Genomic DNA, 22,938 nt, shown 5'->3' on the forward strand with positions numbered 1-22,938 from the left:
AGCCCTCCTATTTTTTAGTAACTCAAATAAGAGTGCTGCATTATACCAATTAATTATCACCTTCGGTGCTAACTTTATTTAACCTATACATATCTTGACTATTTGTAAAAGATATATTAAACTAAGTATATAAATTAAATAAAATATTTAAAGATATAACTTTCCTATTTGGGAAGTTATCAGGTTTTATGAAACTCTTGAATTAAAGCGTCCAAACTTTTGATATTCAAGAGTTGTTTTATTTTTTGGATATATATAAACCCTGATTACTTTTTATTTGTAAATAATTGTATTATTATTTCGTTTTTTGTAATTTTATATGATTTAATTTTACTATGAATTACCTATAATTTCAAGTTTTTATAATATGTAACCATTCCTATCAAATTATCTTTTATATTTATTTATATATTCAATCATGGCCATAGCCATAAGATCCTGCATTGTGTACTGTCTGTTTACCATACTGAATTTCTTAAATTCAGCTATAACACTTGGATATACCTTGAATCCTCTTGTACTTGGCTCTTCATTCAACCTTTTTTTATCAATTTTTATTTCTGGAATCTCAACATCAATTATATTCTCTTTTTTCCTTTGCTTCTTATACCAACTACTCATTTCTTCAAATTCATATTTCATTTCTTCAATAGATTTAATTCTCTTATCAAAGTGGGCTAAGGCAGTTTCGCTTAGTGATACAAAAGTTTCACCTTCGTTGTTTAATTTATTCACTATATTTTCACGAGCTTTATTATTAATAACTAAGGCTTCATTTTTAATTTTCATTTTAGTATCTTTTTCGATTTTACTCCCGGTATCATTAAGTGATACTAAAGTTTCACTTTCAGTATTTGGCTTGTTTACTGTGTTTTCACAAGTTTCACTATTAGTAACTAAAACTTCATTTTTATTTTTCATAATAAATTCATCAGGTATATCATAACGAAAAGTTGATTTATTATATTTTATATCGGTATCTTGTATAGTAACTGAAAATCTTTTTCTATTTATGTCGAACCTTCTTATAAATTTATCGGTTGAAATTTTATCCTCTTTAGATCTATTTCTATTAGCAAGAGTATTTTCATTTAACGCTATTGCTATTTCTATAAGTTTTTCTATTGTTAATTCTAACTTTTTAGGTTCTCCCATATTTACCCACTCCTATTATAACAACTATAGTTTCACTATAGTTTCACTTTCTAATTTACTACAAATACTCTTTAAATTCAATAAAAACAAAATGTATTTGTTTTTTTAATTATAGCATTAAAAACTACTCTGAAAATTACCCCTTGTAGAATACTTATTAATACTATGCGCATATATTTGTAATTCCTAGCCACCTTGTACTAGTTGTAGGTTCATCACAACTTGTTTAAGGTGTACAAGCCCTGGGCTTGTACATTGGCGGTGTACGTATTTAGATTAAACGGTATGATTAAACTACATATGCGTACGAGGTTCTAACTTGTTAGATTTTTAGATTCTAGTGGGTCGTTAAATTTCGTATTAGAAATTTATCGAGCCACGGGTCTTCCGATCAATTGAACTCACCTGGATAACTGTTCCGTTGATGAGCGCCTTGCAAGCGAAGAAATGGAATGTTTGTTTATGTTCTTTGGAACCTTGTTATTGGCAAGTACTTTTGGAGAAATTTCGGCAAACTATTTTACTGAATTTATCCCAGTATATTTTTCCCATTTAACTGCTAAAATATAGATTTTCTGTGCTCCAACCTATAGCTCTTTCCAATCATGTTAAAAAGTTCGCACCTATAAGATATTCTATCTAATACAGCTGTTGTTAATGCTGGGTCTCCTAAAAGCTCTACCCATTCTTCGAATCCTTTGTTAGAAGTTATAATTAGTGATGCCTGTTCATGAAGGGATGATATTAATTGAAAGAACAAATTAGCCTCATCTCTAGTTATAGGAAGATATCCGACCTCATCAATTATAACGAGGCTTGAAGAAAGGATTCTATTTAGTTTACCTTTGCTTTTTCTTGATATCTGCTGAGTTTTCAAAACATGCATCAGATTATCCATAGTTACAAAACTTACCTTATAACCTGCCTCAACGGCTTTATAACCCAAGGCAATAGCTGTGTGAGACTTCCCAACGCCCGGTGGGCCTAAAAATATAAGATTATACATCCTATCTATCCATTCCATTTCCATGAGTCTGTTTATTTGTTTCTTTGTTATTGATTTTTGAAATAGAAAATCAAATTCCTCCATTGTCTTTTTAACTGGAAAGTCAGCATATTTAAGTCTTTTTTCTTGTGTTTTCTGATCTTTCAAAACAACCTCATTTTTAAGTATTGATAATAGAAAGTCTTGATAGGAAACATTACCTAACTCACCTTTTTCAATAATTTTATCTGCATCTACATTTAAATAGTTTAGCTTAAGATTTTTGGCATACTCTTTGATTAATTCTAATTTCTCCATGATTGCTTGTCCTCCTTCAAAGCATCAATATAGTCACTTATACTTCTTACTTCCGGTTTTAACCCTCTATACTTTGATGGTATAGATAACTTGTCAATTACAGATTTTTTATCAACTTTTGCAATATCCTGTATCGCAAGATATTCAAGGGTTTCTTTAAACATTCCAGCACTCCACAAGTTTCGTATAACACAATAATTCAATGCTTGTTCTATTAGCGAAGCTTCATATGAATGTACTATATTTAGTATTGAACCAAATTGATCTTTGCAGTATCTTGGTTTTTCACGTTTTATGCCATCTAGTAGCATTTTTGCATTTTCAGTTTTACCGAGGGCAAAAAACAATCTTTCATAAACTTGGTCAATAGAACTGTGAATATCCCTTTCGGGATGAATTATTTTTATAAGTTCACCCTGCCTTGTACTTACTTGATGACTTGCTATTAATACACCTGTATCAAAATCAACTATATTCATTTTGGAGCCTTTTATCATTAATTTAAGTTCTTTACCTGGGCTATAAGTTCCTTTGGGCACTTGATACCTGTTCTGTTTATACAAAATTACATTGTTTTTTCGTACAGCATAAGTTAAACTAGTATTAAATGAATTTTTTTCAAAGAGTTCAGGTACTGGTAGCAAGTGTTTCTTTTCGAGAGCAAACACTTCTGCCGGTATTTTTTTCGTTATTTCATGTTTTTTACCATTGCCTGTTCTATCTAGCCATTTGAATGAGTCTTCATTAAAGGAATCAACATCTATAAATACTCTGTTTATAGCAAAGTTATATTTTGAGTATTTTACCACAGATTCTATTTTCCCCTTACTTTGAGGATCAAAACCTCTACAAAGCCTAACTTTATATTTCATAGTATTAATATAATTTTGAAAACCTTCGGTATAAATAATGTCTCCAGAATTCTCGGCTACTGCAAGCACACGATCTTGGTCATACACTATTTCAATAGGCATACCACCAAGATATTCAAAAGCTCGATTATGAGCATCAATAAAAGAGGCGGTAGTAAATGGTTTGTCTGTCCAAAGTATGTATTTATACCTTGAATGTGATAAAACCATTGCAAAGCAATACACTTTTACTTTGTTTCCATTTAATCTTTTGAGCCATATTTGACCCATATCAACCTGAGCTTGGTAGCCCATGGGAAGTTCATGTACTTCCTCAAATTGTCTTATTGGCGAAGCCTTAGGCAGATTGTATTCTTTCCTTAAATTACTAATATAAAGCCTTAAAGACCTTTCTTTAAATTTTACATCACCATATCTTTCCTTTATCCAATCAAGTACTTGTGCTGCTGACATATCTCTGAAATCAGTAATCCATTCTAAAATATCATCTTTGTAGATATCAATTTTTTTATGTCTATTCTTCGATTGAATAGTGACTTTAGCATATTCACCAGGATCCATGTCCCAATACTTTTGAACTGTTTTGTAATTTATATTTAGAGCTCTTTCAACCTGTGATTTATTAAATCCAAGTGCTTTATATTGTTTTATTTCACTAAACATATTCCATCCTTTCAATTTTAAATTCCCCCTCTGTAAAATATATCTCTAATTGTATCAGAGAAGGAATTATTATTGTACTTAACTGGAAATTATTCTCCTTTTTTGTTTGCCGAAATATCACCCTTTTAGTTTACCGCTAACAAACCTTCTATGAATAATAGTGCCCTTTCGTTAAAGGTCGCGGTGGTGGTGGTTGGAGCGAGCTTTATCTAAAGGGCTGCGTAAATCTAAGGTTTTTTTGATTAATTATATAGAATTATTAAATTAAGGATAATCTAAATTTAATTAGAATCGATGCACGCCGTCGGGTACCCAAAAAAGGACCTGCTTTATCATTAGAAGCTCTTAGTTTCCAAGTGGTTGAGGGACGAAAACAATGGGAAGCTTAGAGATTCTTATGTTGAAGCTTGTTCTTTTTGGGGTGACGGTATACGTGCCCAGACCTTGTCCTTCCAAACTTCCTATACTAGAAGTGTCAATACTAATAGTAATCCATTATTATAATAAGATTTCATAAAATACATATAATATCATATCATCAATATTAGTCTCCAAAAGGAAACAGTAAAAACTAATTACTTTTTTAAAATCTGTAGGTTGCTGGCAAATGGACTAGCCCAGCTACTGAGGGACGAAGTGGCTGATAGGCCTGTCTATTTGCCGTGAAAAATGGACGAGTTTCTGACCTCTACTATAAACTTATTTTTTTGAAATTCTAAATTCTCAGGATATGGTCACTGCTCTGACAGGCTGAGGTGAAAAACCTGTCCATTTTCCACCCGAGCAAAGCGAGGATCTATATTTAAAACATGTAGATTTTTTTAAATATTAATATCACAAAGATAAAAACAAATCCTGATGCACTGCATCAGGATTTGTTACCCCTGGGGGAAGGGGGAGTATTTTATTTGCTTTGGGCTAGTTTACTGACTGCAGTTAATACTAAATAGAATGATAAATGCTTAGGTTCTATAATAGATTGTTTTCCCTATAGGCAGTGAGTAAGATTGTCCAAAGCTTCCTTTTGGACCAAGAGCAGTGAAAGAGCTTGTGCCACATTGGGTTTTCGTATGAAGCATGAAGGAGAAAATTTGATGTGGACCAGCCTTTGACTGCGGAGTCTTATTATTATATTAAGACTGATTTATAATACATTCAAAGTAAAAAATCAACTCATCATATTACATTCAAAATGAAATTTTTAAGGAATGATCAATAGCCCCAATGTGAAAGTAACACAATTACTATTGTGTTACTTTCAGAATATTAATATGAACCTAAAACAAGTAACCCCACCTAAATATTATTTGATTTTATACTAACTGATTATCTTCAAGTTGTTCAGTTGGTTTTTTTGTACTTCCTTCTATAAAAAGACCTTCTGGTATTTGTTTAATATCTAATTCTTTAATATCTAACTCTTTAATACCGATGTTATCTCCATTTAGTTTTATATATGTATTATTTTTATACAATTCCTTATTAGCTTCTTCTAACTCTCCTAATTTTATGTTTAATTTATCTGCCCCCATTTTCATTATGTCTACGTCATCAATTCCTAGCTCTTCTTTTATTAATTTTCGATAGTCTCCTCTAATCTTTATATTTCCTAATGCTCTTTCCTGTTTAGCTTTCCAACCAATCTGTTCTTTATAAACGGTATAGGTAAACGCAATTATCCTCCCTAGAATGTTTATTACAGGTATGCTACCAACTAAGCATACCAACAAGCAACCTGTTTCAATACGATTGTACCTCAAAGGTTCTTCCGTAATTTGAACATCAATTATAGAACAAACTGTATTATACATACTCTCAATTGCTTTTAATGATAATAGAGCATTTTCAAGTGTATTGTTCCCAGTTTGAAATTCTATTGTAAAATTACTTTCTTCTATTCCTAAGTTTAACTTTAAGTTTATATCCTTTATAATGTTTATTATTTTATATAAATATTTATATTCACTTATTATACTAGTAATAGCTGATACAGTAACACCATACATCTTAGGTATATTCTTAATATCAGTTTCACTTGTAAAAGCATGGATTGTTTCGTAAGCATCATCAAAAATTGATGTGGAATCTTCTATTATAGAAACTTGATTGCTTATTTTAGATAGATTATTTAATACTATCCAATAATTCTTAAAATCTATAGTATTTAATTTATTTTTTAAATCTGTATAATGTTGTTTTGTACTATCTTTAATTTGTTTTGAATTATTATTTGCTATTGTTGTATTTCCTTCAATTTGATTAATCAATACTAATCCAAATAATCCATTATGATAATTATTACACATTAATTGACACTCTTTTAAGCTTTTTATAATGTTGTCTATCTTTTGCAATTCCTTTTCATTACTAACTAATTCTTCTGTTATATCAATAAAATTCATCAAATACCCCCACATTTTTTGTGTATCTCACTGAATTATGTTATAGCATATGACCTCGATGAAATACACATTTACTATAAAACTATTAATGATTATCCAGTAAAATAATTTCCTTTATATTATACTTGTTTTTACAAAATGAGACAACCTTTTCCATTTTGAAAGGTACGGGACTGCTTTTGGTGGTGGGATAGCTGATTCTGCTATAAATGGTAATTAAAAAATAAGAAATTGTCTTAGAATAATTTTAAATTAATTCTAAGACAATTTCTTATTTTTTCTTATTTTTTAATTTTAAATGTACACAAACATTTATAATAGAAAATATACATCCGATACATAAATAAAATAAAAGTTTTGATCTTTTTTCCGCTGACACCCCTATACTCACGATGAATACAAAAACAAACAAGGTAAAAAAACTTAAGATAGCTGTTCTTTTACTTTCTTCCATCATTAACACCACCTCATAAACTATATTTTAGTATTCTCGAAAACTCTCAAGACGTTAATAACGTCTTGAGAGTTTTTAAGTTCTACATTTTGCAAATAACTTACATGATTATTTTTAGTACACTCTTCAAAAGTTATTATAAGAATTATAAGTTTGCAAATATTTAATTAATTTATACTATAACATTAATAAATTAATTGGTACAGGGCACCTCCTTTTTATATTAAGGTTAGGGTATTCTATTTTTTTTATACTATTGTAAAATTAAATCTAATACTTGCGTATGGTTATTTGTTTTAAGAAAAAAATATATTATATATCAGAGTTGTAGAAGTATTGATATTACTTGATTTAAAGTTGTTTTTTTCTGTTGGTGAGACCCATTGATAGAAAAATACTCTACTATTTCACACTAACATACCTTTTCGTGGATATAGTCAAAAACATCTTTATTTGATTTTCAAATAGACAAATATAATTTAATTGCTCTGAAAATACCTTAATAATTCTTTTTATTATTTCATCATTCAAAACATAAGGTTTAGGTCGTGCTTGCAAAAAAAAAACATATTAATTTTTAGCTTTTCCTAGTTGATACAGATATCATTGTAGCTAGAATAGGTAGCCTATTCTAGGGTGCCTATTTTGTTGCTTCGTCTGCATAAATTTACTTCTAAAATATGTCTACTAGAGACACAAGATCAATGTAATATATAATATAAAACAATACATTCAAAATCTTAATCGCTTAATTACATTTTCCGCGACAAACTTTTATAAACAATTAAACCACCAATATATTGGAATATTGTCAATCCCCAAAGGACAAACATAATCCACATATCCCCATTAGGATGGGAACATATCAATTTACTTGGCGAATATAATTTTGATGTTAAAAATGTTCTTGAATCGGATGAATTGAGACCATTGAATATTAATAATCCATAAAATTGCTTAGAGTGGGTTTTGTCGGAAATGTTGGATATACCCTTATATTTTGCTCACTTTTAAACTGGTCTACATTTCAAGATATCAATATAAATAAAACTAAACTTTTATTTATACTGCTAATGCGCTTCGGTATGATTAAACTACATATGCGTACGAGGTTCTAACTTGTTAGATTTTTAGATTCTAGTGGGTCGTTAAATTTCGTATTAGAAATTTATCGAGCCACGGGTCTTCCGATCAATTGAACTCACCTGGATAACTGTTCCGTTGATGAGCGCCTTGCAAGCGAAGAAATGGAATGTTTGTTTATGTTCTTTGGAACCTTCTATGAATAATAGTGCCCTTTCGTTAAAGGTCGCGGTGGTGGTGGTTGGAGCGAGCTTTATCTAAAGGGCTGCGTAAATCTAAGGTTTTTTTGATTAATTATATAGAATTATTAAATTAAGGATAATCTAAATTTAATTAGAATCGATGCACGCCGTCGGGTACCCAAAAAAGGACCTGCTTTATCATTAGAAGCTCTTAGTTTCCAAGTGGTTGAGGGACGAAAACAATGGGAAGCTTAGAGATTCTTATGTTGAAGCTTGTTCTTTTTGGGGTGACGGTATACGTGCCCAGAACTTGTCCTTCCAAATACTCTATACTAGCAGTAACTTTAATAGTAATATATTTAACATGGAATAATTCTTATAATGTTTCATAAATTATATTTAATATAATAACATCAATATTAGATCCCAAAAATAAACCCCAAAGACTAACTATTTATTTAAACCTTGTAAACTGCGGGCAAATGGACGAGCCCAGCTACTGAGGGACGAAGTGGCTGATAGGCCTGTCTATTTGCCGTGAAAAATGGACGAGTTTCTGACCTCTACTATAAATTTTTTTTAAAAAACTCTAAATTCTCGGGATATGGTCACTGCTCTGACAGGCTGAGGTGAAAAACCTGTCCATTTTCCACCCGAGCAAAGCGAGGATCTATCTTTAAAACATGTAGATTTTTTTTAATATTAGTATTACGAAGACAAAAACAGGTCCTACTGCATTGCAGTAGGACTTGTTTCCCCTGGGGGAAGGGGGAGTATTTCATTTGCTTTGGACTAGTTTACTGACTGCTACTAATACTAAATAGAATGATAAATGGTTAGGACCTTAATAGAGTAGTTTACTTCTAGGTAGTGAGTAAGATTGTCCAAAGCTTCAGTTGGGACCTAGAGCAGTGAAAGAGCTTGTGCCACTTCAGGTTTTCGCATGAAGAATGAAGGAGAAAATTTGATGTGGACCAGCCTTTGACTGCGACGTCTTAAAAGAACATTACGACTTAATTTCAACCACAAGTATTGCTTTTTTTACTCTAATAAATATGACATGGGGGTATATCTAATACCATTCATAGTAAGCTCTTTGTCTGTATCAAAAAAACCAAGATGATGATAAATTGATATTGCATATGGAGATGAATTTAATGTAATCTGGCTAATATTATTCTGGCTTTTACATTTCTCTTCAACTATCTGAAATAAACTTCTTGCTATACCTCGTCTTTGATACTCTTTAGTTACAAAGAGCATGCATATATGATTAATTCCTCTTGTTGAAAGTACACCTACTAAATCATCATTATCTATACATCCCCAAAAGTATAATTCTCCTTTATCAAACTTTTCAATGTTAGAATTATAAGATATAAATTTTCTGAATTCTTCAATGCCTTGTTTTGAGTAATCGGGTGCTTCGAATTCTTGAAAAACTGTCCACACTAAATTAAGAGCATTTTTGATATCATTTTTCTGCAACTTTATAATTTCCACACAAATCCACCTACCTAATAAAATATAGTATTACGTATTTAATTACTGTTGCGACACAAAACATTTATTTAATTATACTATTATTGCCGTTACTTAACGAGTAACATATTTACATTTATGTGGTTTTAATTTCCTTAACGTACGAAATATCATTTTTGCGTAAGCTACCCCTTAACAACTATATTTATTCTAGTTACATTAATAATCCAGGTGCTTTTTCAGTATCAGGATTATATTTTATAGGTAAGTTGTATAATGAAATGACCGAAGAGTAACAAAAAAATAAAGACTCAAGAGAAATACTCTTGTATAATGTTAAGTGACTAAACCAACATATACGGGAGGATTTCAAATGAGTCAATTAGATTTTATCACACAGAGCAGAAAAGGTAAACACATAACATACGAGGAACGCATAAAGTTAGAAGCTTTACACAAAATGGGACTTAATTCAACTCGTATTGCGGAGCAAATAGGTGGGCGCTCAGAACGTACAATAAGGCGTGAAATTGCTAAAGGAATTGTAGAACTATTGAATAGTGACTTAACCACTCGAATGGAATATAGCGCAGAAATTGGGCAGTCAGAGCATGACAAACAAGGTACCGCTAAAGGTCCTGCATTAAAAATAGGAAAAGATCATAAATTGGTGAAGTACTTAGAAAAAGCTATTGGTATAGATGGCGAATCTCCGTATGCAGCTATTCAAAATATCACAAATAAAGATCTACAATTTGAAACAACTATTTGCTTCAAAACTGTGTATAACTATTTGGATAATAATTTGTTTTTAAATATAAGTAACAAAGATCTGCCTGTTAAAAAGAATGCTAAAAAGAGAAACTATAAAAAAATAAGATCAGCGTATAACAATACCAAAGGAACTAGCATATCGGAGAGACCTGCAGCGGTAGCTGCACGTGATGAGATAGGCCACTGGGAAATGGACACTGTAGTTGGCAAACAGGGTACAAAAACTGTCTTGATGGTGTTAAGTGAAAGAGTAACTCGTAAGGAGTTAGTCTTTAAAATACCATCTAAATCACAGGCGGCTGTCGTGAAAGAATTGGACAAATTGGAGCGTAAAATGGGAATGTTATTCTCGAAAACATTTAAAACAATCACCTGTGATAACGGCTGTGAGAACCTTGATTTCGAGGGTATTGAGAACTCAGTAAGAAATAAACGAAAGAGAACTAAAGTATATTATGCTCACCCATATAGTTCATGGGAGCGAGGCACAAACGAAAATATCAATAAAATGATACGACGATTTATCCCAAAAGGTGTGGATATTTCAGCATTCTCTAAAAAACAAATTATGCAAATACAGCACTGGATCAACAATTATCCAAGAAGGATTTTCAACGGTTTATCTGCCAATATGATGGAACAGAAAACCATTACAACTTAACATTATATTTTTCGTGAAAATTTCGGACATTTTATATTGCAATCTACAGGATTATATTTTATATTAGAAAAGTATTTACTATTATAAAATATAATAGTATTGTTAATATAAAAATTAATATCAGTTCTAACATATTAACTAATATATTAGAACTGATTATTAACTAATATATTAATATTAGGGGGGATTACATTGAAAATAATAGCTTTTAGCACCCTAAAGGGCGGTGTTGGGAAAAGTTCTAGTTTATTTAATATAGCTGGCTTACTTGCAGAAGAAGGTAAAAAAATACTTGTTATTGATGTTGATCCTCAAGGCAATAGTACCAATAATTTTGGTATAGATAGAACCATAGAAAATTTTAAAAGTATTAAAAATATTTTAGAAGATGATATTGAATTCGAAAATGTAGTCATAAAATCACCGGTTAAAGAACTTCAATCTCTTGATGTTATTCCAAGTTCTATATTTTTAACTGCTACGGAATTAAAGCTTGTTAGTTTAGCTGGTAGGGAAAATATACTTATTAACTATATTGACGATAATTTAAAATATTTTAATACCTACGATTACATACTTATAGATACAAATCCTTCAATGAGTATAATCAATCAAAATGCTTTTGTAGCTGCAACCGATATTATACTTGTATCTGATATTAGTATGAATTCAGTAGAAGGCTCTGAACTCTTTTTAGCGCTTTGGAAAGATATAAGAAAACGCTTGAAAATAGAAAATAATATAAAAGGTTTCTTGATTAACATGTATGATAAGAGAATGAATCTTTCATCACAATTTAGAGATTATTGTAAAAGAAATGATGAAGTCAAAAACATACTTTTTGATACTGTAATACCTATGAATGTTAAATTAAAAGAAGCTGAGTTAGAAGCAAAACCTATAAATATTTATTGCAAATCAGCTGCAGGATATAAATCCTATGTAGCTCTTGTTAATGAAATGAAGAAAAGAGGTATTTTATAATGGCAAATAAATTTGATAAGGCTGTACAAAACCGTAGCTATGAAATATTAGATTCTGGAAAAAAACAAAAACCTGATGATGTTACAGTTTTAGAAGCAGATAAAACACTAAAACAAACTGGATTTAATCTTGATGATATCATAGAAAAAAGTTCTAAAAGTTCTAAAAATAAAACATATTATCTAGAAACAAGTGCAACTAACGAAATAAAAAAAATAGCTAAAAGTCAGAAGATAAGCGAAAGTAAGCTTGTAAATGATATATTAAAACATGTATTAGGTATTAAATAAATTAATATAGTTTCTAATATAATAGTTAATATATTAGAAACTATATTAGTTATTACATTAATGATGAATTCAACTAAACAATTACGCTCTTTAACGGCATTTCAGAAGGAAAGTCTCCCATTTCTATAAGTGACAATTCCATACTATAACAAATAGAAAACTTCAGTAGGAGTATAAATATCCTTCTGAAGTCGTTAATGTTGCAGCTCCGCAGGAGATGATTTAATTGAACCACTCGTGGTAAAAACTTTAGAGTAATTGTTACCCCTGTGGTATGGGATTTTATTTGCTTTGGACAAGTTTACTGACTGCAGCTAATACTAAATAGAAATATAAATGTTTAGATTCTATAATAGATTATTTTATTTATAGGCAGTGAAATCGCTTGTGCCACATCAATTTTTTGCATAAAGAATGAGAAAATATGATGTGGGCTAGCCTTTGATTTTGACTTCAATTTGCGATAATTATTGTATGATTAAATAAATGTTTTGTGTCGTCTCCGTAAAACAACTTAATAAAGAATAATTTACCAAAGAATCACTAAGAGACTTCAATTGAGGTCTCTTTTTTTTAAATAAAGAAGAAGTTGATTTCTATTTTTTTTTGTAGTATTCAAGTGATAATAATTCAAATTCAACTATACAAAATAATCATGAAAACAGTAAAATGTGATTAAAATGCAAAAAAGTTATTGACAAAGATGTAGTTGTTGGTCATAGTATATATAAGCATGAAAAATAAAAAACATGATTGTTTTGAGCAGGAGTGATTACGGTGTTGAATAACGAAACGTATTATGAAAAAATATTACGACTACTTGTGGGGAACATAATTCTATATGTTTCCGATATCGCTAAAATCTTAGGGCGAAGTTTAGTTGAGTTTACCGAGCCTATAGGTTTTTCTATTTCGGCTGTATCTAGAATCCGAAAAAAAGTTAAAGAATCACCAGAAAGTGCTTTGGAAAATTTGCCATATGCATTATGTATGTTAACTGCTTTGGACACTATATATATTTTTGAAGATATTGATACAGATGTCCGAAAAAATATAGAAGAAATGCTATTAGAAAATTTATGTGAAGCAGTACCTTTTTTTTATGACAAAGAAGACAAACCAGTTACTACCCGTGGCTTTGAGGTTCAGAGTTGGTTTAAAATCGATTACAAGACCGGAAAAGGATTTGTATATCAAATACAATCTTTCCTCCATGAAATTAGTAAGATGAAAGAAGGAAAAGAATTGCACCTTATAGAAGAGGAGTTATTACATAAATTGCAAGAGGCGAAAGTTGCTTTTACAGTTATGGGATTAAAAAATTGTGAAAGCAAATTCCACGAGATAAAAAATTCATTAGAAACAATTTACAAAAAGGACTTCAATAAAGACCTTATATATGTTTCAAACGTAATCAAAGATGAGATCTATTATGATAATATTTCTCAAGATTTACTTTCTCATGTAAAAGTATGTCCATCTAATTCGGAATCTTTTGAAAAGGATGAATATGTTCCACATTATATTAGGGATTTTGTTGAAATTGTAAATTATTGTATCGAGAAAGATTCATACTTACTTCTGTTTGTTCAAGATGAAGACGATATGCGAAGGGATTTATCTATGCTAAATAAGATTTATAAAGATAAAATTATTTTTGCCTACAATAGGTATTTTGAAAGTGTAGGTCACTTTAAAATAGTTTTTGATTATAAAAGCAATCTTTTAGTTATGAATTTTAATGATCCATGGTCAAAATATGAAAATATATTAGGTTGTTAGGAGGAATTATTATGAAATATAAGGGTAGAATAGTTGAAATTGATAAACATCAGAATCGTACTACTTATTTAACTACAGCTGTTGGTAAATCGTCGCAACACCTGTACGCTAATTATCCGGGGGACAATGGAACATATGTTACAGGTGGAGATTATCTTGGAACTTCTTTAAACATCAAGATATTTATTTTTGACTTAGATGAAAGTCTTTCTTTTGATGTTTATAATCAAGTTTTATTACTTAAGGGAAACCGTCGTATTTCTAGCCAATTATTAAAAGAAATAGAATCTCACTGTGGTGAAAAAGTTGATGTTTCCACGTCAGACACGCTAAATTTTAGTTTTGATATTAGTCAAATAATTTAAATATCAACTTTGTTAAGAAGTATTAGCACAACACAAAGTTGTCAAATTCCAATTTGTAGAGTTGAGTTAATATACATTTAGATTCAATTTTGTCGTATTTTTCATGTTTGTGTCGTCTCAGTAATCAATTGTGAACTTAAAATCATTTATATAATAAGCAGATAAATAGTAGTTTATCGAGTTGCTTAATATTAAAAATCATGAAAAAAATTTATAAATAATGAAATGTACAAATCAGAAGTTGTAGAGGTGAATATTATGCAAGCGGAAGCAAATCAATCTGATTCAAGTTATGTGTGTATTGATGAAATCAAGATCAAAGATTTTAAAGATTGCATTTTGAAGGGATATCTTTTGAATAAAGAAGAGGATAGCAAATACCCACATATAAAGAAATGGCTTCAATATGACTTGTTTGCTAAAGAAGATGCTGATGAAGTCTTAAAAAAATCTGATATTTTAGTTCAAAAGTTAAAATGGTATGATGAGACTGACAATTGTAAAAAAAGATATTTAGATTGTATTTTTTCGATGAGAACTCATTTCAATATGTTTCTAAGATTATACGAACCACGAGCAGCTTTTAGCCACAGTTGGCTACTTTATTATTTTGATGAAGTGTTTAGTGATAAAAGTATTACGGAATTTTGTGAAGAAAAGAAAATAGATAAAGATCTATTTAAAAATTGTCTTGATGAATTAGATAGATTAGCAGAAAATACTCATACTATTGGAAATTATATGCCATGCCCTGATGAAACGTACAATAAAGTTAAAGGCTTTTCAAAAGGGTTTGTATTTTTCAACGATCGAATAGAATTACTGTTACATGAATTGAAAAAAGGTGAACATAACTATATCGATCTTGAATGTGCCAATAATTGGAAAGAATGGTTTGAAAAAAACGTTAAAAAATTATGTTTGGAGGAATTATTTAAAGGAGATTATAAAAATATTAATATTACAATGCTGAATGAATCGTTGTTGGTTTTTCCAATACATAAAAAAATAGGACGAGTTTATAAGTTTGAGTGCAATGATATTGCATCATTTAAAGATTATTTAAAGTTTGTCAATGATTGGATTATAACAAGAGGAATAAATTTATTAAACAATATAAAGTAAGGCTATAGATAAACAACACAATTTTTAGGGGATATTACATTGTGAAAAAACCAACATATAATGAGTTAATTGATACACTTCCTCAACAAATTCCAATTTGTAGAGGAAGTGTATTATAATTTCAGATTCATTTATATCGTCTCTTTCTTATACTACATTATAACTGAATGTACGATTTCCATAAACCATTACATTTATATATTAAGATTTTGAATGTATTATTTTATGTGATACTATATTATAAAAATATAGCACTTGAAAGGACTAAAATCATGGTGAAACAGCAACAAAATTGGCACCCTATAAGTATGCTACCTATGATATCTACAATGACATCTGGTCAACTAGAAGAAGCTAACAGTCAATATGAAAATCTCTTGCAAGCACGATCTAAACCATATGTTTTGAATGATGAAATAATAGAAAGAGTTATTAAGGTATTTTCAGAGCAATTAGATTTTATATGTCTATATGAAAATCAAATATCTAAATGGCATGATGAAGCAACTTTAACAACTAAAATTGAAATAGACCTTAGTAACTCTCAATTGCAGCTCCAAGAGCTTAGTAAAGTTATAACTAATATTTTAGCTCTAGCAGATGAATTAAAAAGTGGAACTATAGAAAATGTAATGGGGAAAAGTGATTTAGAGCTTGGATTGGAATTTTTCAAGAAATAACTTCCGTGATGTGTAAATTCAAAATAATTTTATTACGCTAAAAAAGATACCAAAGTGTCTTTTTTAGCGTATTTTTATATTATCCCTACCACAGCAAATACCACTTGTGGTAAAAACCTTAGATTATCTCCCATAATAAAGCTCGAGTTTTCATTAAAATAGCAAATTTAAAATTAAATTATTGGCCAAAAATTTACGAGCAGCTATTTTATGAGAAAACCGTTAGCTGGTGTAAAGAAACCTCCACAATTAAGATAACTACTAAACCTTCTTTATTTCCGAGGAAAGAAAAAGAGGTTGTACTATCAAATTTCAGCATACTGGCTATACAAGTAAATTAATGATTTATTAATTATTTCAAACTAAATATAAAATTATTATGAAATATGGTTAATACAAAGATATTTAAAAATATTGAGTTTGTTTAATAAAAGAAGCAATACTAGCGCCAAAATGATCAGTAAAAATGTTAAGGTTTTTAATACTGGTAGGACTTATTTCCCCTGGAGAAGATGAATTTTTTTTGCTTTGGACAAGTTTACTGACTGCTACTAATACTAACTAGAAAGATGAATGCTTAGATTCTATAATAGATTGGTTTACCTATAGGCAATGAGTAAGATTGTCCAAAGCTTCCTTTTAGTATAGGAGCATTAAAGAGCTTGTAACACATTTAAAATTCGTATGAAGCATGAAGGAGAATTTAAATGTGGACACGCCTTTGATTGCGACTGCTTTTTTAGCTATCTGTTTAGCACTAATATTGTATCAACTTTAATGTATATTCTCATTTAAAGACTTCCTAAGTATCGTTAAATTGAAATAATATAATTGTATCAATAGATATGTTGTAATCGGAGTTCGTCAACATAGTTGTCGTAATTTTTATTTTTAACCTTTTTATGAAGATGCCTTCTCTATACAAACAAGCTCTTCTTCCTTTATCGGATTTAATGCCACATATTTTGGCAAATCCCAATTTCTGATTTCCCTACTCCACCTTTCAGGATGATTCCTCTTTGCCATTTCATACACTTTTTTTCTATTCTCTATGATATTTTTATCTAAACTATAGTGGCGCTGGTATGGGGTCAAATATTTGATGCCACTATGCATATGAACATGGTTGTACCAGTAAACAAACCTAGCCACCCATTCTCTTGCGTCAGCAATGCTTACAAAACCAGCATTAGGGAATGAAGGTACATATTTCATTGTTTTGAATAATGATTCCGAGTAAGGGTTGTCATTGCTCACTCTAGGCCTTGAAAAGGAACTCTGAACCCCTAGTTTTTCTAATGTAGCAAGGAAAGTTGCAGCTTTCATAGGACTTCCATTATCAGAGTGAAGTATAAGAGGCTTACCTGATATTTTCTGAGAAAGAATGGCGCGTTTAACAAGGAGTTGGGCATACTCTGCATTCTCTGTTTCCCAAACTTCATAACCAACAATCATACGGCTGAACATATCTAGTATCAGGTATAGCTTAAAGTATAGACCTTTCACAGAGCCGTCGAGCCAGGTTATGTCCCACGTCCAAACTTGGTTTTGTGCGGTTGCTATGTGGGTAGGCGGAACCCTTTTTACAGGAGCCTTCGTCTTAAATCTATGAGTGTTTTGTTTTTCTTCTCTAAGTATTCTGTGAATCGTAGATTCTGAAGCAATGTAAATTCCCTGATCAGCAAGCTTTGGAACTATTTGTGCAGGTACTAAATCAGCATACTCGTGGCTATTTATAACCTGTAGAATCACAGCTCTTTCTTCATCACTAAGCTTGTTTTTAGGGGGATTCCTATGTACTATGGGACGTTTATCTTCCGTGGATTCTGGCGTTAGCGACCATCGTTCATAGGTCCTAGTTGATATTCCAACTTCGTTGCAGCATGGGCTCACCCGAGCACCAGCTTGCACCGCTTCATTAATCAGTTTTAAAGCTTTAATGCGATCTGAGGCACTGATTAGTCTTCCTCTTGGTCCCCCCAAATCGCATGGACGTTTTTTCTTAGTACTAAAAGTGCCGCTGTTTCGGCTAAAGCTTTTTCTTTGAATCTAAGTTCTTTTTCAATTTTTCTGACTTTATCTTTTTCTTCTTTTAGTTCAGTTTTTAATTTTTTAGGATCTTCTATGCTACCACTGTTTGCATTAATACATTGTGATTTCCAGGCTTTTATATCATCTTTGTGGGTACCTTTTCTTCTGCAATATTCACCAAGTTCTTGCTCAGTTAAAGTGGCTGCCTCAAGAACCATATGAAATTTTTCCTCTGATGTCCAATCTCCATTTTGTCTTAAAATCTTTATTCCCTCTTTTTTTCAGCATCTTTAATCCATTTATAAATTGTACCTTTATTTATCTTTTTATCTAGCGAAACTTTAGTTATACTTTCTTTTTCGGATCCTGTTACTCTTGCAAGTACTTCTTTTCTTATTTCTTCAGGGTACCCAATTTTACTAACCATGATATATTTCTCCTCTCGTAAAGCCTCTACTGTATAGTATACTATATTTATCTCTACGACAACTATCTTAACACATAGGGTAATTGCTTTATGGTTCTTTTACTGCTTAACTAGTCTTAATTAAATTTAGTTAAATCTTAATTAAATTCTTAACTAGACTTAATCAAATGATTAGCTAGCCTTGATTAACCTTAGCTTAGTTGTATCCATGAACTTATTTTATGTAACACAAATAATTATGTCTAGATGAAGAAAAAATTTAAAAATTCTATCCTTCTCTCTCTGGAAAAACCTCGTTTATGGCTTTTTTCACTGAACAATTATACTGATTAGAAAACAACTCAGTTAAGCCATACTGTAAAAAATGTTCTTTTTTTAGTCTGCTAGAAATTTGCGTATGTTTTAGTTTTAATTTTTCTTGAACTAACCATTTTACTGCATTTTTTCTATTGTTTATCTCCTGCCAAAAGTAGTCTGATACCTCAGCATGTCTTAGTTCCCAAGGATTTATTATACCAGGATATAACGCATTACATATACGGTGTATGCTTGGGTAATAAGAATGTAACGTGTATACTCCTTGCTTCTTCATAATCTCCCAGTCTAGCTTTTCTTTAATATCATCAAGACTCCATTGAAGTTCTACTTCAAATACATATTTTAGAGCACTAATTCTATTTCTTTCTTGTGTCCAGTAGCTTTGAGGTACTTTATCATGTTTAAATTGCCAAGGCTTATATCGTTCATCTGGATAAGTACTTATTATATAATTAATAGCTGAACGTCCAAATAACTTTGAGGCAGTATGAAGCTTATACTTGGTTAAGAACATCTTGGATAGCTCTAGCCTTACATCTTCTTTGTTGAATTTGAGTTTTTCATCAATTAAATATTTTAATAATTTAATAGCAACCTTTTTTGCTTCTTTTTCACTTCTATTAGCCCAAAATCCTGATGGAAAGCTCAAAATTGTGCCTTGTAATAAAAGTTCGTATATTTCTATATCATCTAAGTTAGTAATCTCCACTTTTAAATTATTAGACATGTCAATAACCCCCCTTTAACGACATTTCATAAGGAAAGTCTCCCACTTCTATAAGAAGGAGTATAAATCTCCTTCTGAAGTCGTCAATGCATCTTCTGTGAAGATGTTGCAGCTCCGCAGGAGATGATTTAACTCTCTAAATTATTGACAAATCTTTTAAATATCAATCTATATTTAAAAACAAAAAAATAAAGAGCCTAGTATCAATAGACTCTTAGGGGGAAGCGATATATTAAATTGGTTAAACACATTAAGTAGTTTGTCCACTTTTCATAAAAATATTCATTATATTAAAAAATAGTTTTTTCTCTCTCATTTAAAGAAGACTTTTAGTTTAAAAAAATCATCCTATGTTTCTTTACTCCCATAAATCTTCAGTTGATTTTTCAATCTCTCTGCGCCTTTTTTCAGTTTGTTTTATATCAATAGTAATTACATTATCATCAACACTTAGTACATCTCCTTCTTTAGATTGAGAAGGTAAGTTAACCTTTTTAATATTCATCATAGTTCTATCTTCTTTTTCACACACTGCATAAGGACCCTCAAATCTATCAATAATAATTTTCATTTAATTACCTCCTGCACATATATTACAAGGATCAGCATGACTTAAACTTACTGCCTTTTGTTGAGATCCTTCTAATATCGTTTTGCTCCTTTTTAAAGAGCTACAATTTTTATCATAGTGATATGACTTCCCACTCGGTGTAAAATATACTGTTTTATTATTTTCATTGCTTGAAGTATTGGTCTTTGTTTCTGTAGTTGGTTTACTAACTATATTGTTTGAAGGTGTATTTGACTTACTAGTAGCTGTTCCAGTTCCATTATAAGAATAACTTGCTGCCTTAACATTAAAAGTTATATCCTTACCATTGCTAGTTGCAACTATAGTTCCATTTTCATCTGTCCTATATACTTTAATACCTTTGGCCTGCAATTTTTCCATTGTGGACTTATGAGGATGGCCATAACTATTGTCTTTACCTACTGATATAACAGCATATTTAGGATTTACTTTATTTAAAAAACCTTCTGTAGTTGAAGAGTTAGAGCCATGATGTCCTACCTTAAGTAAATCAGCACTTACATTAAAACCTTTTGATAGCATTTCATTCTCCGATATATTCTCTGCATCACCAGTAAATAAGAATGAATTACTCCCAAATGTTACTTTTATAACTATAGATTCATTATTAACATCTTTATATTCACTGCCATTAGGAGCTAATATAGTACATGTAGCTTCTCCTAGCTTAAAACTTTCTCCTGGAGTCGGTGCTGTAATTTTCAGTCCTTTACTCTTAATAGCATTAACTACATCTTTAAAAGTTTTAGTTGTTGCAGTTCTTTTAGGCATATAGATTTTCCCTACTTGAAAACTGTTTATTACATAGTCTAATCCTCCAACGTGATCCTCATGAGGATGGGTTCCTACTACAAAGTCTAACTTTTTAATTCCTTTATTTGACATATAGTTTTTCACTGTTTCTGAGTCTTCATTGTTTCCCGCATCTACTAACATCGAGCTTGAGCCTTGTTGTATTAAAATACTATCTGCTTGCCCTACATCTATATAATGAACTTTAAGTTCGCCGTCTACCACAACGTTAGCGATAGCAGGTGTACTATTATCTACTGCCGGTGCATTTTCTTTCTGTTTAGTTTCTGCCTTCGTTGTATCATTATTTCCTTCTACTTGTTGAGTCGGAACTGTTGGCGACGTATTTTCAGGTATACTTGTACAGCCAATTAAGCTGAAAATAAGGATTACCCCCAAAATAAAAATTAGATATTTTTTCATATTTCTCATTTTAATCCCCTTAGATTATATTTTCTTGCTTTATCTTAATAAGATTATCATATTTATATTTTTAATTCCATAATAATCATAATACTGCTGCACCTGGGGGTATCTCCAATATTTTTATTGTAGCACCGTAATTGATGATTAAATCATCTCCTGCGGAGCTATTAGACTAATTTAATATACCCCGCACTAACAAATCCGCCATGATTACCATAAAATATAGAATACCAATTACCTACCTTATTATCAATTTTAACTTTTTCATTTTTGTTTAGTGTCCCCAATATACTTGAATTTACAGTTGCCCTCGTCCTAACATTAAGTACGGATGCAGTAACTATCCCATACTTTCCTGAAGCTATAATTGAATCATTTAAAGCTGTAGTTTCTCCACTGAAATTTAATCCGAGGTATGCAAATATACCTTTTACTATTGCTAAAGCCACTTTTTCTTGATAATCATTCGATAATAGTAAATTTTCTTCAGTTGGATTGCTAATAAATGCAGTTTCTACTAATATAGCAACCATTCTACTCATTCTAAGCACACCAAAATTAGCGGTCTTACACCCTCTACTTGTTAGTCCTGTAGCTTTTATTAATTCCGATTGTACTAGTTTAGATAATCTTGCACCACTCGAACTTTTCGGGTATGAAAATGTTTCTATTCCATGAGCTGATTTATCTGAGAAACTATTTGCGTGAATTGATGTAAATGTATCGCAACCATTATTGTTCGCGGTGTTAGCTCTTTTTGCTAATGTTAAATATACATCTGTAGTTCTTGTATATATCACCTTCTGTCCTCTTTCTACAAGTATCCTGCCAACTTTTTTACCAATGGCCATAACAATGTCCGCTTCATGAGAATGATCTCCTACTGCTCCAGAATCTGTTCCTCCGTGACCAAAATCAACGCAATGTGTATATATTTTATTACTCATATTAACAATTCCTCCTCTTCTTTTTAATTTTTTGTAATCTTACCTCTATCTATTTTTAACTAAAAAAATTCCACCAAGTTAATTCTTAGTGGAATCTTTCAAGGTGCTCAACACCAAAGGTGATGACTAGAAGCTCCTTTAGGAGATTACTATGCTACTTCAATTTCATTAGTATCAGTAGTAATTACTTTAGCATCTTTCTTGCCAGTTAAGCTACCATTCGCTGATGCAAAAATGTTCTTTGCAATAACTAAATCCATAAGAGCATTTACTTCAGCGTCTTTTATAGTTGGAACTCCCTCTTCATCAGTTTTAATGTCATCTACGCTTAAAGTAAAATACTTACCTTCTATAGATGTTAAAAATCTCATAACTAATTTATGCATATGTCTTTTCCTCCTTTTAATTATTACTTAATTTA

Annotated in this window: 20 protein-coding genes; 7 read left to right on the forward strand and 13 right to left on the reverse strand. The window is 30.7% G+C overall.

The window, feature by feature from the left end; translation table 11 throughout:
- Positions 1-387: 387 nt before the first annotated feature.
- From KTC94_RS17600 to KTC94_RS17620, 5 genes are all read right to left on the reverse strand, one after another.
- On the reverse strand, positions 388-1,155 hold the full coding sequence (locus tag KTC94_RS17600) for a hypothetical protein (protein WP_220320479.1): 768 nt from the start codon (positions 1,153-1,155) through the stop codon (positions 388-390).
- Positions 1,156-1,714: 559 nt separating this feature from the next.
- On the reverse strand, positions 1,715-2,458 hold the full coding sequence (gene istB, locus KTC94_RS17605; protein ID WP_220320588.1) for an IS21-like element helper ATPase IstB: 744 nt from the start codon (positions 2,456-2,458) through the stop codon (positions 1,715-1,717).
- Positions 2,446-4,008, reverse strand: a complete 1,563-nt coding sequence (gene istA, locus KTC94_RS17610) for an IS21 family transposase (RefSeq protein ID WP_304518694.1) — start codon at positions 4,006-4,008, stop codon at positions 2,446-2,448. Before istA ends, istB begins: the two co-directional genes overlap by 13 nt.
- Positions 4,009-5,306: 1,298 nt before the next feature.
- A complete protein-coding gene (locus tag KTC94_RS17615; protein ID WP_220320569.1) occupies positions 5,307-6,395 on the reverse strand; it encodes a hypothetical protein in 1,089 nt (362 codons plus the stop codon).
- Between the two features lie 2,760 nt (positions 6,396-9,155).
- Entirely contained in the window at positions 9,156-9,617 is a 462-nt protein-coding gene (locus KTC94_RS17620; RefSeq protein ID WP_220320570.1) for a GNAT family N-acetyltransferase, read from the reverse strand.
- 352 nt (positions 9,618-9,969) lie between these two features.
- Here KTC94_RS17620 and KTC94_RS17625 point away from each other — a divergent pair, with 352 nt between their 5' ends.
- The 7 genes from KTC94_RS17625 to KTC94_RS17655 all read left to right on the forward strand — a co-directional run bounded on the left by KTC94_RS17625 (position 9,970) and on the right by KTC94_RS17655 (position 16,257).
- The gene (locus KTC94_RS17625) at positions 9,970-11,031 is read left to right on the forward strand and encodes an IS30 family transposase (RefSeq protein ID WP_220320590.1); all 1,062 of its coding nucleotides are present in this window, start codon (positions 9,970-9,972) and stop codon (positions 11,029-11,031) included.
- A 192-nt stretch (positions 11,032-11,223) separates the two neighbouring features.
- Positions 11,224-12,015, forward strand: coding sequence for a ParA family protein (locus KTC94_RS17630; protein WP_220320452.1), 792 nt, complete (start codon positions 11,224-11,226; stop codon positions 12,013-12,015).
- On the forward strand, positions 12,015-12,305 hold the full coding sequence (locus KTC94_RS17635; protein ID WP_220320453.1) for a hypothetical protein: 291 nt from the start codon (positions 12,015-12,017) through the stop codon (positions 12,303-12,305). Before KTC94_RS17630 ends, KTC94_RS17635 begins: the two co-directional genes overlap by 1 nt.
- A gap of 780 nt (positions 12,306-13,085) precedes the next feature.
- A complete protein-coding gene (locus KTC94_RS17640) occupies positions 13,086-14,087 on the forward strand; it encodes a hypothetical protein (RefSeq protein WP_220320454.1) in 1,002 nt (333 codons plus the stop codon).
- Positions 14,088-14,098: 11 nt separating this feature from the next.
- Entirely contained in the window at positions 14,099-14,452 is a 354-nt protein-coding gene (locus KTC94_RS17645; RefSeq protein WP_220320455.1) for a hypothetical protein, read from the forward strand.
- Positions 14,453-14,710: 258 nt separating this feature from the next.
- The gene (locus KTC94_RS17650) at positions 14,711-15,577 is read left to right on the forward strand and encodes a hypothetical protein (RefSeq protein WP_220320456.1); all 867 of its coding nucleotides are present in this window, start codon (positions 14,711-14,713) and stop codon (positions 15,575-15,577) included.
- 272 nt (positions 15,578-15,849) lie between these two features.
- Positions 15,850-16,257, forward strand: coding sequence for a hypothetical protein (locus tag KTC94_RS17655; RefSeq protein ID WP_220320457.1), 408 nt, complete (start codon positions 15,850-15,852; stop codon positions 16,255-16,257).
- 900 nt (positions 16,258-17,157) lie between these two features.
- Here KTC94_RS17655 and KTC94_RS17660 read toward each other — a convergent pair.
- From KTC94_RS17660 to KTC94_RS17695, 8 genes are all read right to left on the reverse strand, one after another.
- A complete protein-coding gene (locus KTC94_RS17660; RefSeq protein ID WP_220320458.1) occupies positions 17,158-18,240 on the reverse strand; it encodes an IS3 family transposase in 1,083 nt (360 codons plus the stop codon).
- Positions 18,216-18,506, reverse strand: coding sequence for a hypothetical protein (locus KTC94_RS17665; RefSeq protein WP_220320482.1), 291 nt, complete (start codon positions 18,504-18,506; stop codon positions 18,216-18,218). Before KTC94_RS17665 ends, KTC94_RS17660 begins: the two co-directional genes overlap by 25 nt.
- Positions 18,507-18,553: 47 nt before the next feature.
- Complete coding sequence (locus KTC94_RS17670) at positions 18,554-18,715, reverse strand: hypothetical protein (protein WP_220320459.1); 162 nt, start codon at positions 18,713-18,715, stop codon at positions 18,554-18,556.
- Positions 18,716-18,983: 268 nt separating this feature from the next.
- The gene (locus tag KTC94_RS17675) at positions 18,984-19,760 is read right to left on the reverse strand and encodes a DUF4046 domain-containing protein (protein ID WP_220320460.1); all 777 of its coding nucleotides are present in this window, start codon (positions 19,758-19,760) and stop codon (positions 18,984-18,986) included.
- A 358-nt stretch (positions 19,761-20,118) separates the two neighbouring features.
- Positions 20,119-20,331, reverse strand: coding sequence for a DUF3006 domain-containing protein (locus tag KTC94_RS17680; RefSeq protein WP_220320461.1), 213 nt, complete (start codon positions 20,329-20,331; stop codon positions 20,119-20,121).
- Positions 20,332-21,576 carry a ComEC/Rec2 family competence protein gene (locus KTC94_RS17685; protein WP_258876457.1) on the reverse strand — a complete coding sequence of 415 codons (1,245 nt, stop codon included), beginning with the start codon at positions 21,574-21,576 and terminating at the stop codon, positions 20,332-20,334. It lies immediately after the preceding gene.
- Between the two features lie 161 nt (positions 21,577-21,737).
- Entirely contained in the window at positions 21,738-22,517 is a 780-nt protein-coding gene (locus tag KTC94_RS17690) for an N-acetylmuramoyl-L-alanine amidase (RefSeq protein WP_220320462.1), read from the reverse strand.
- 149 nt (positions 22,518-22,666) lie between these two features.
- A complete protein-coding gene (locus KTC94_RS17695; protein WP_220320397.1) occupies positions 22,667-22,903 on the reverse strand; it encodes a DUF2922 domain-containing protein in 237 nt (78 codons plus the stop codon).
- Between the last annotated feature and the right edge of the window lie 35 nt (positions 22,904-22,938).

The organism is Clostridium sp. CM028, from assembly GCF_030585565.1.
Classification (GTDB): Bacteria; Bacillota; Clostridia; order Clostridiales; family Clostridiaceae; genus Clostridium_AD; species Clostridium_AD estertheticum_B.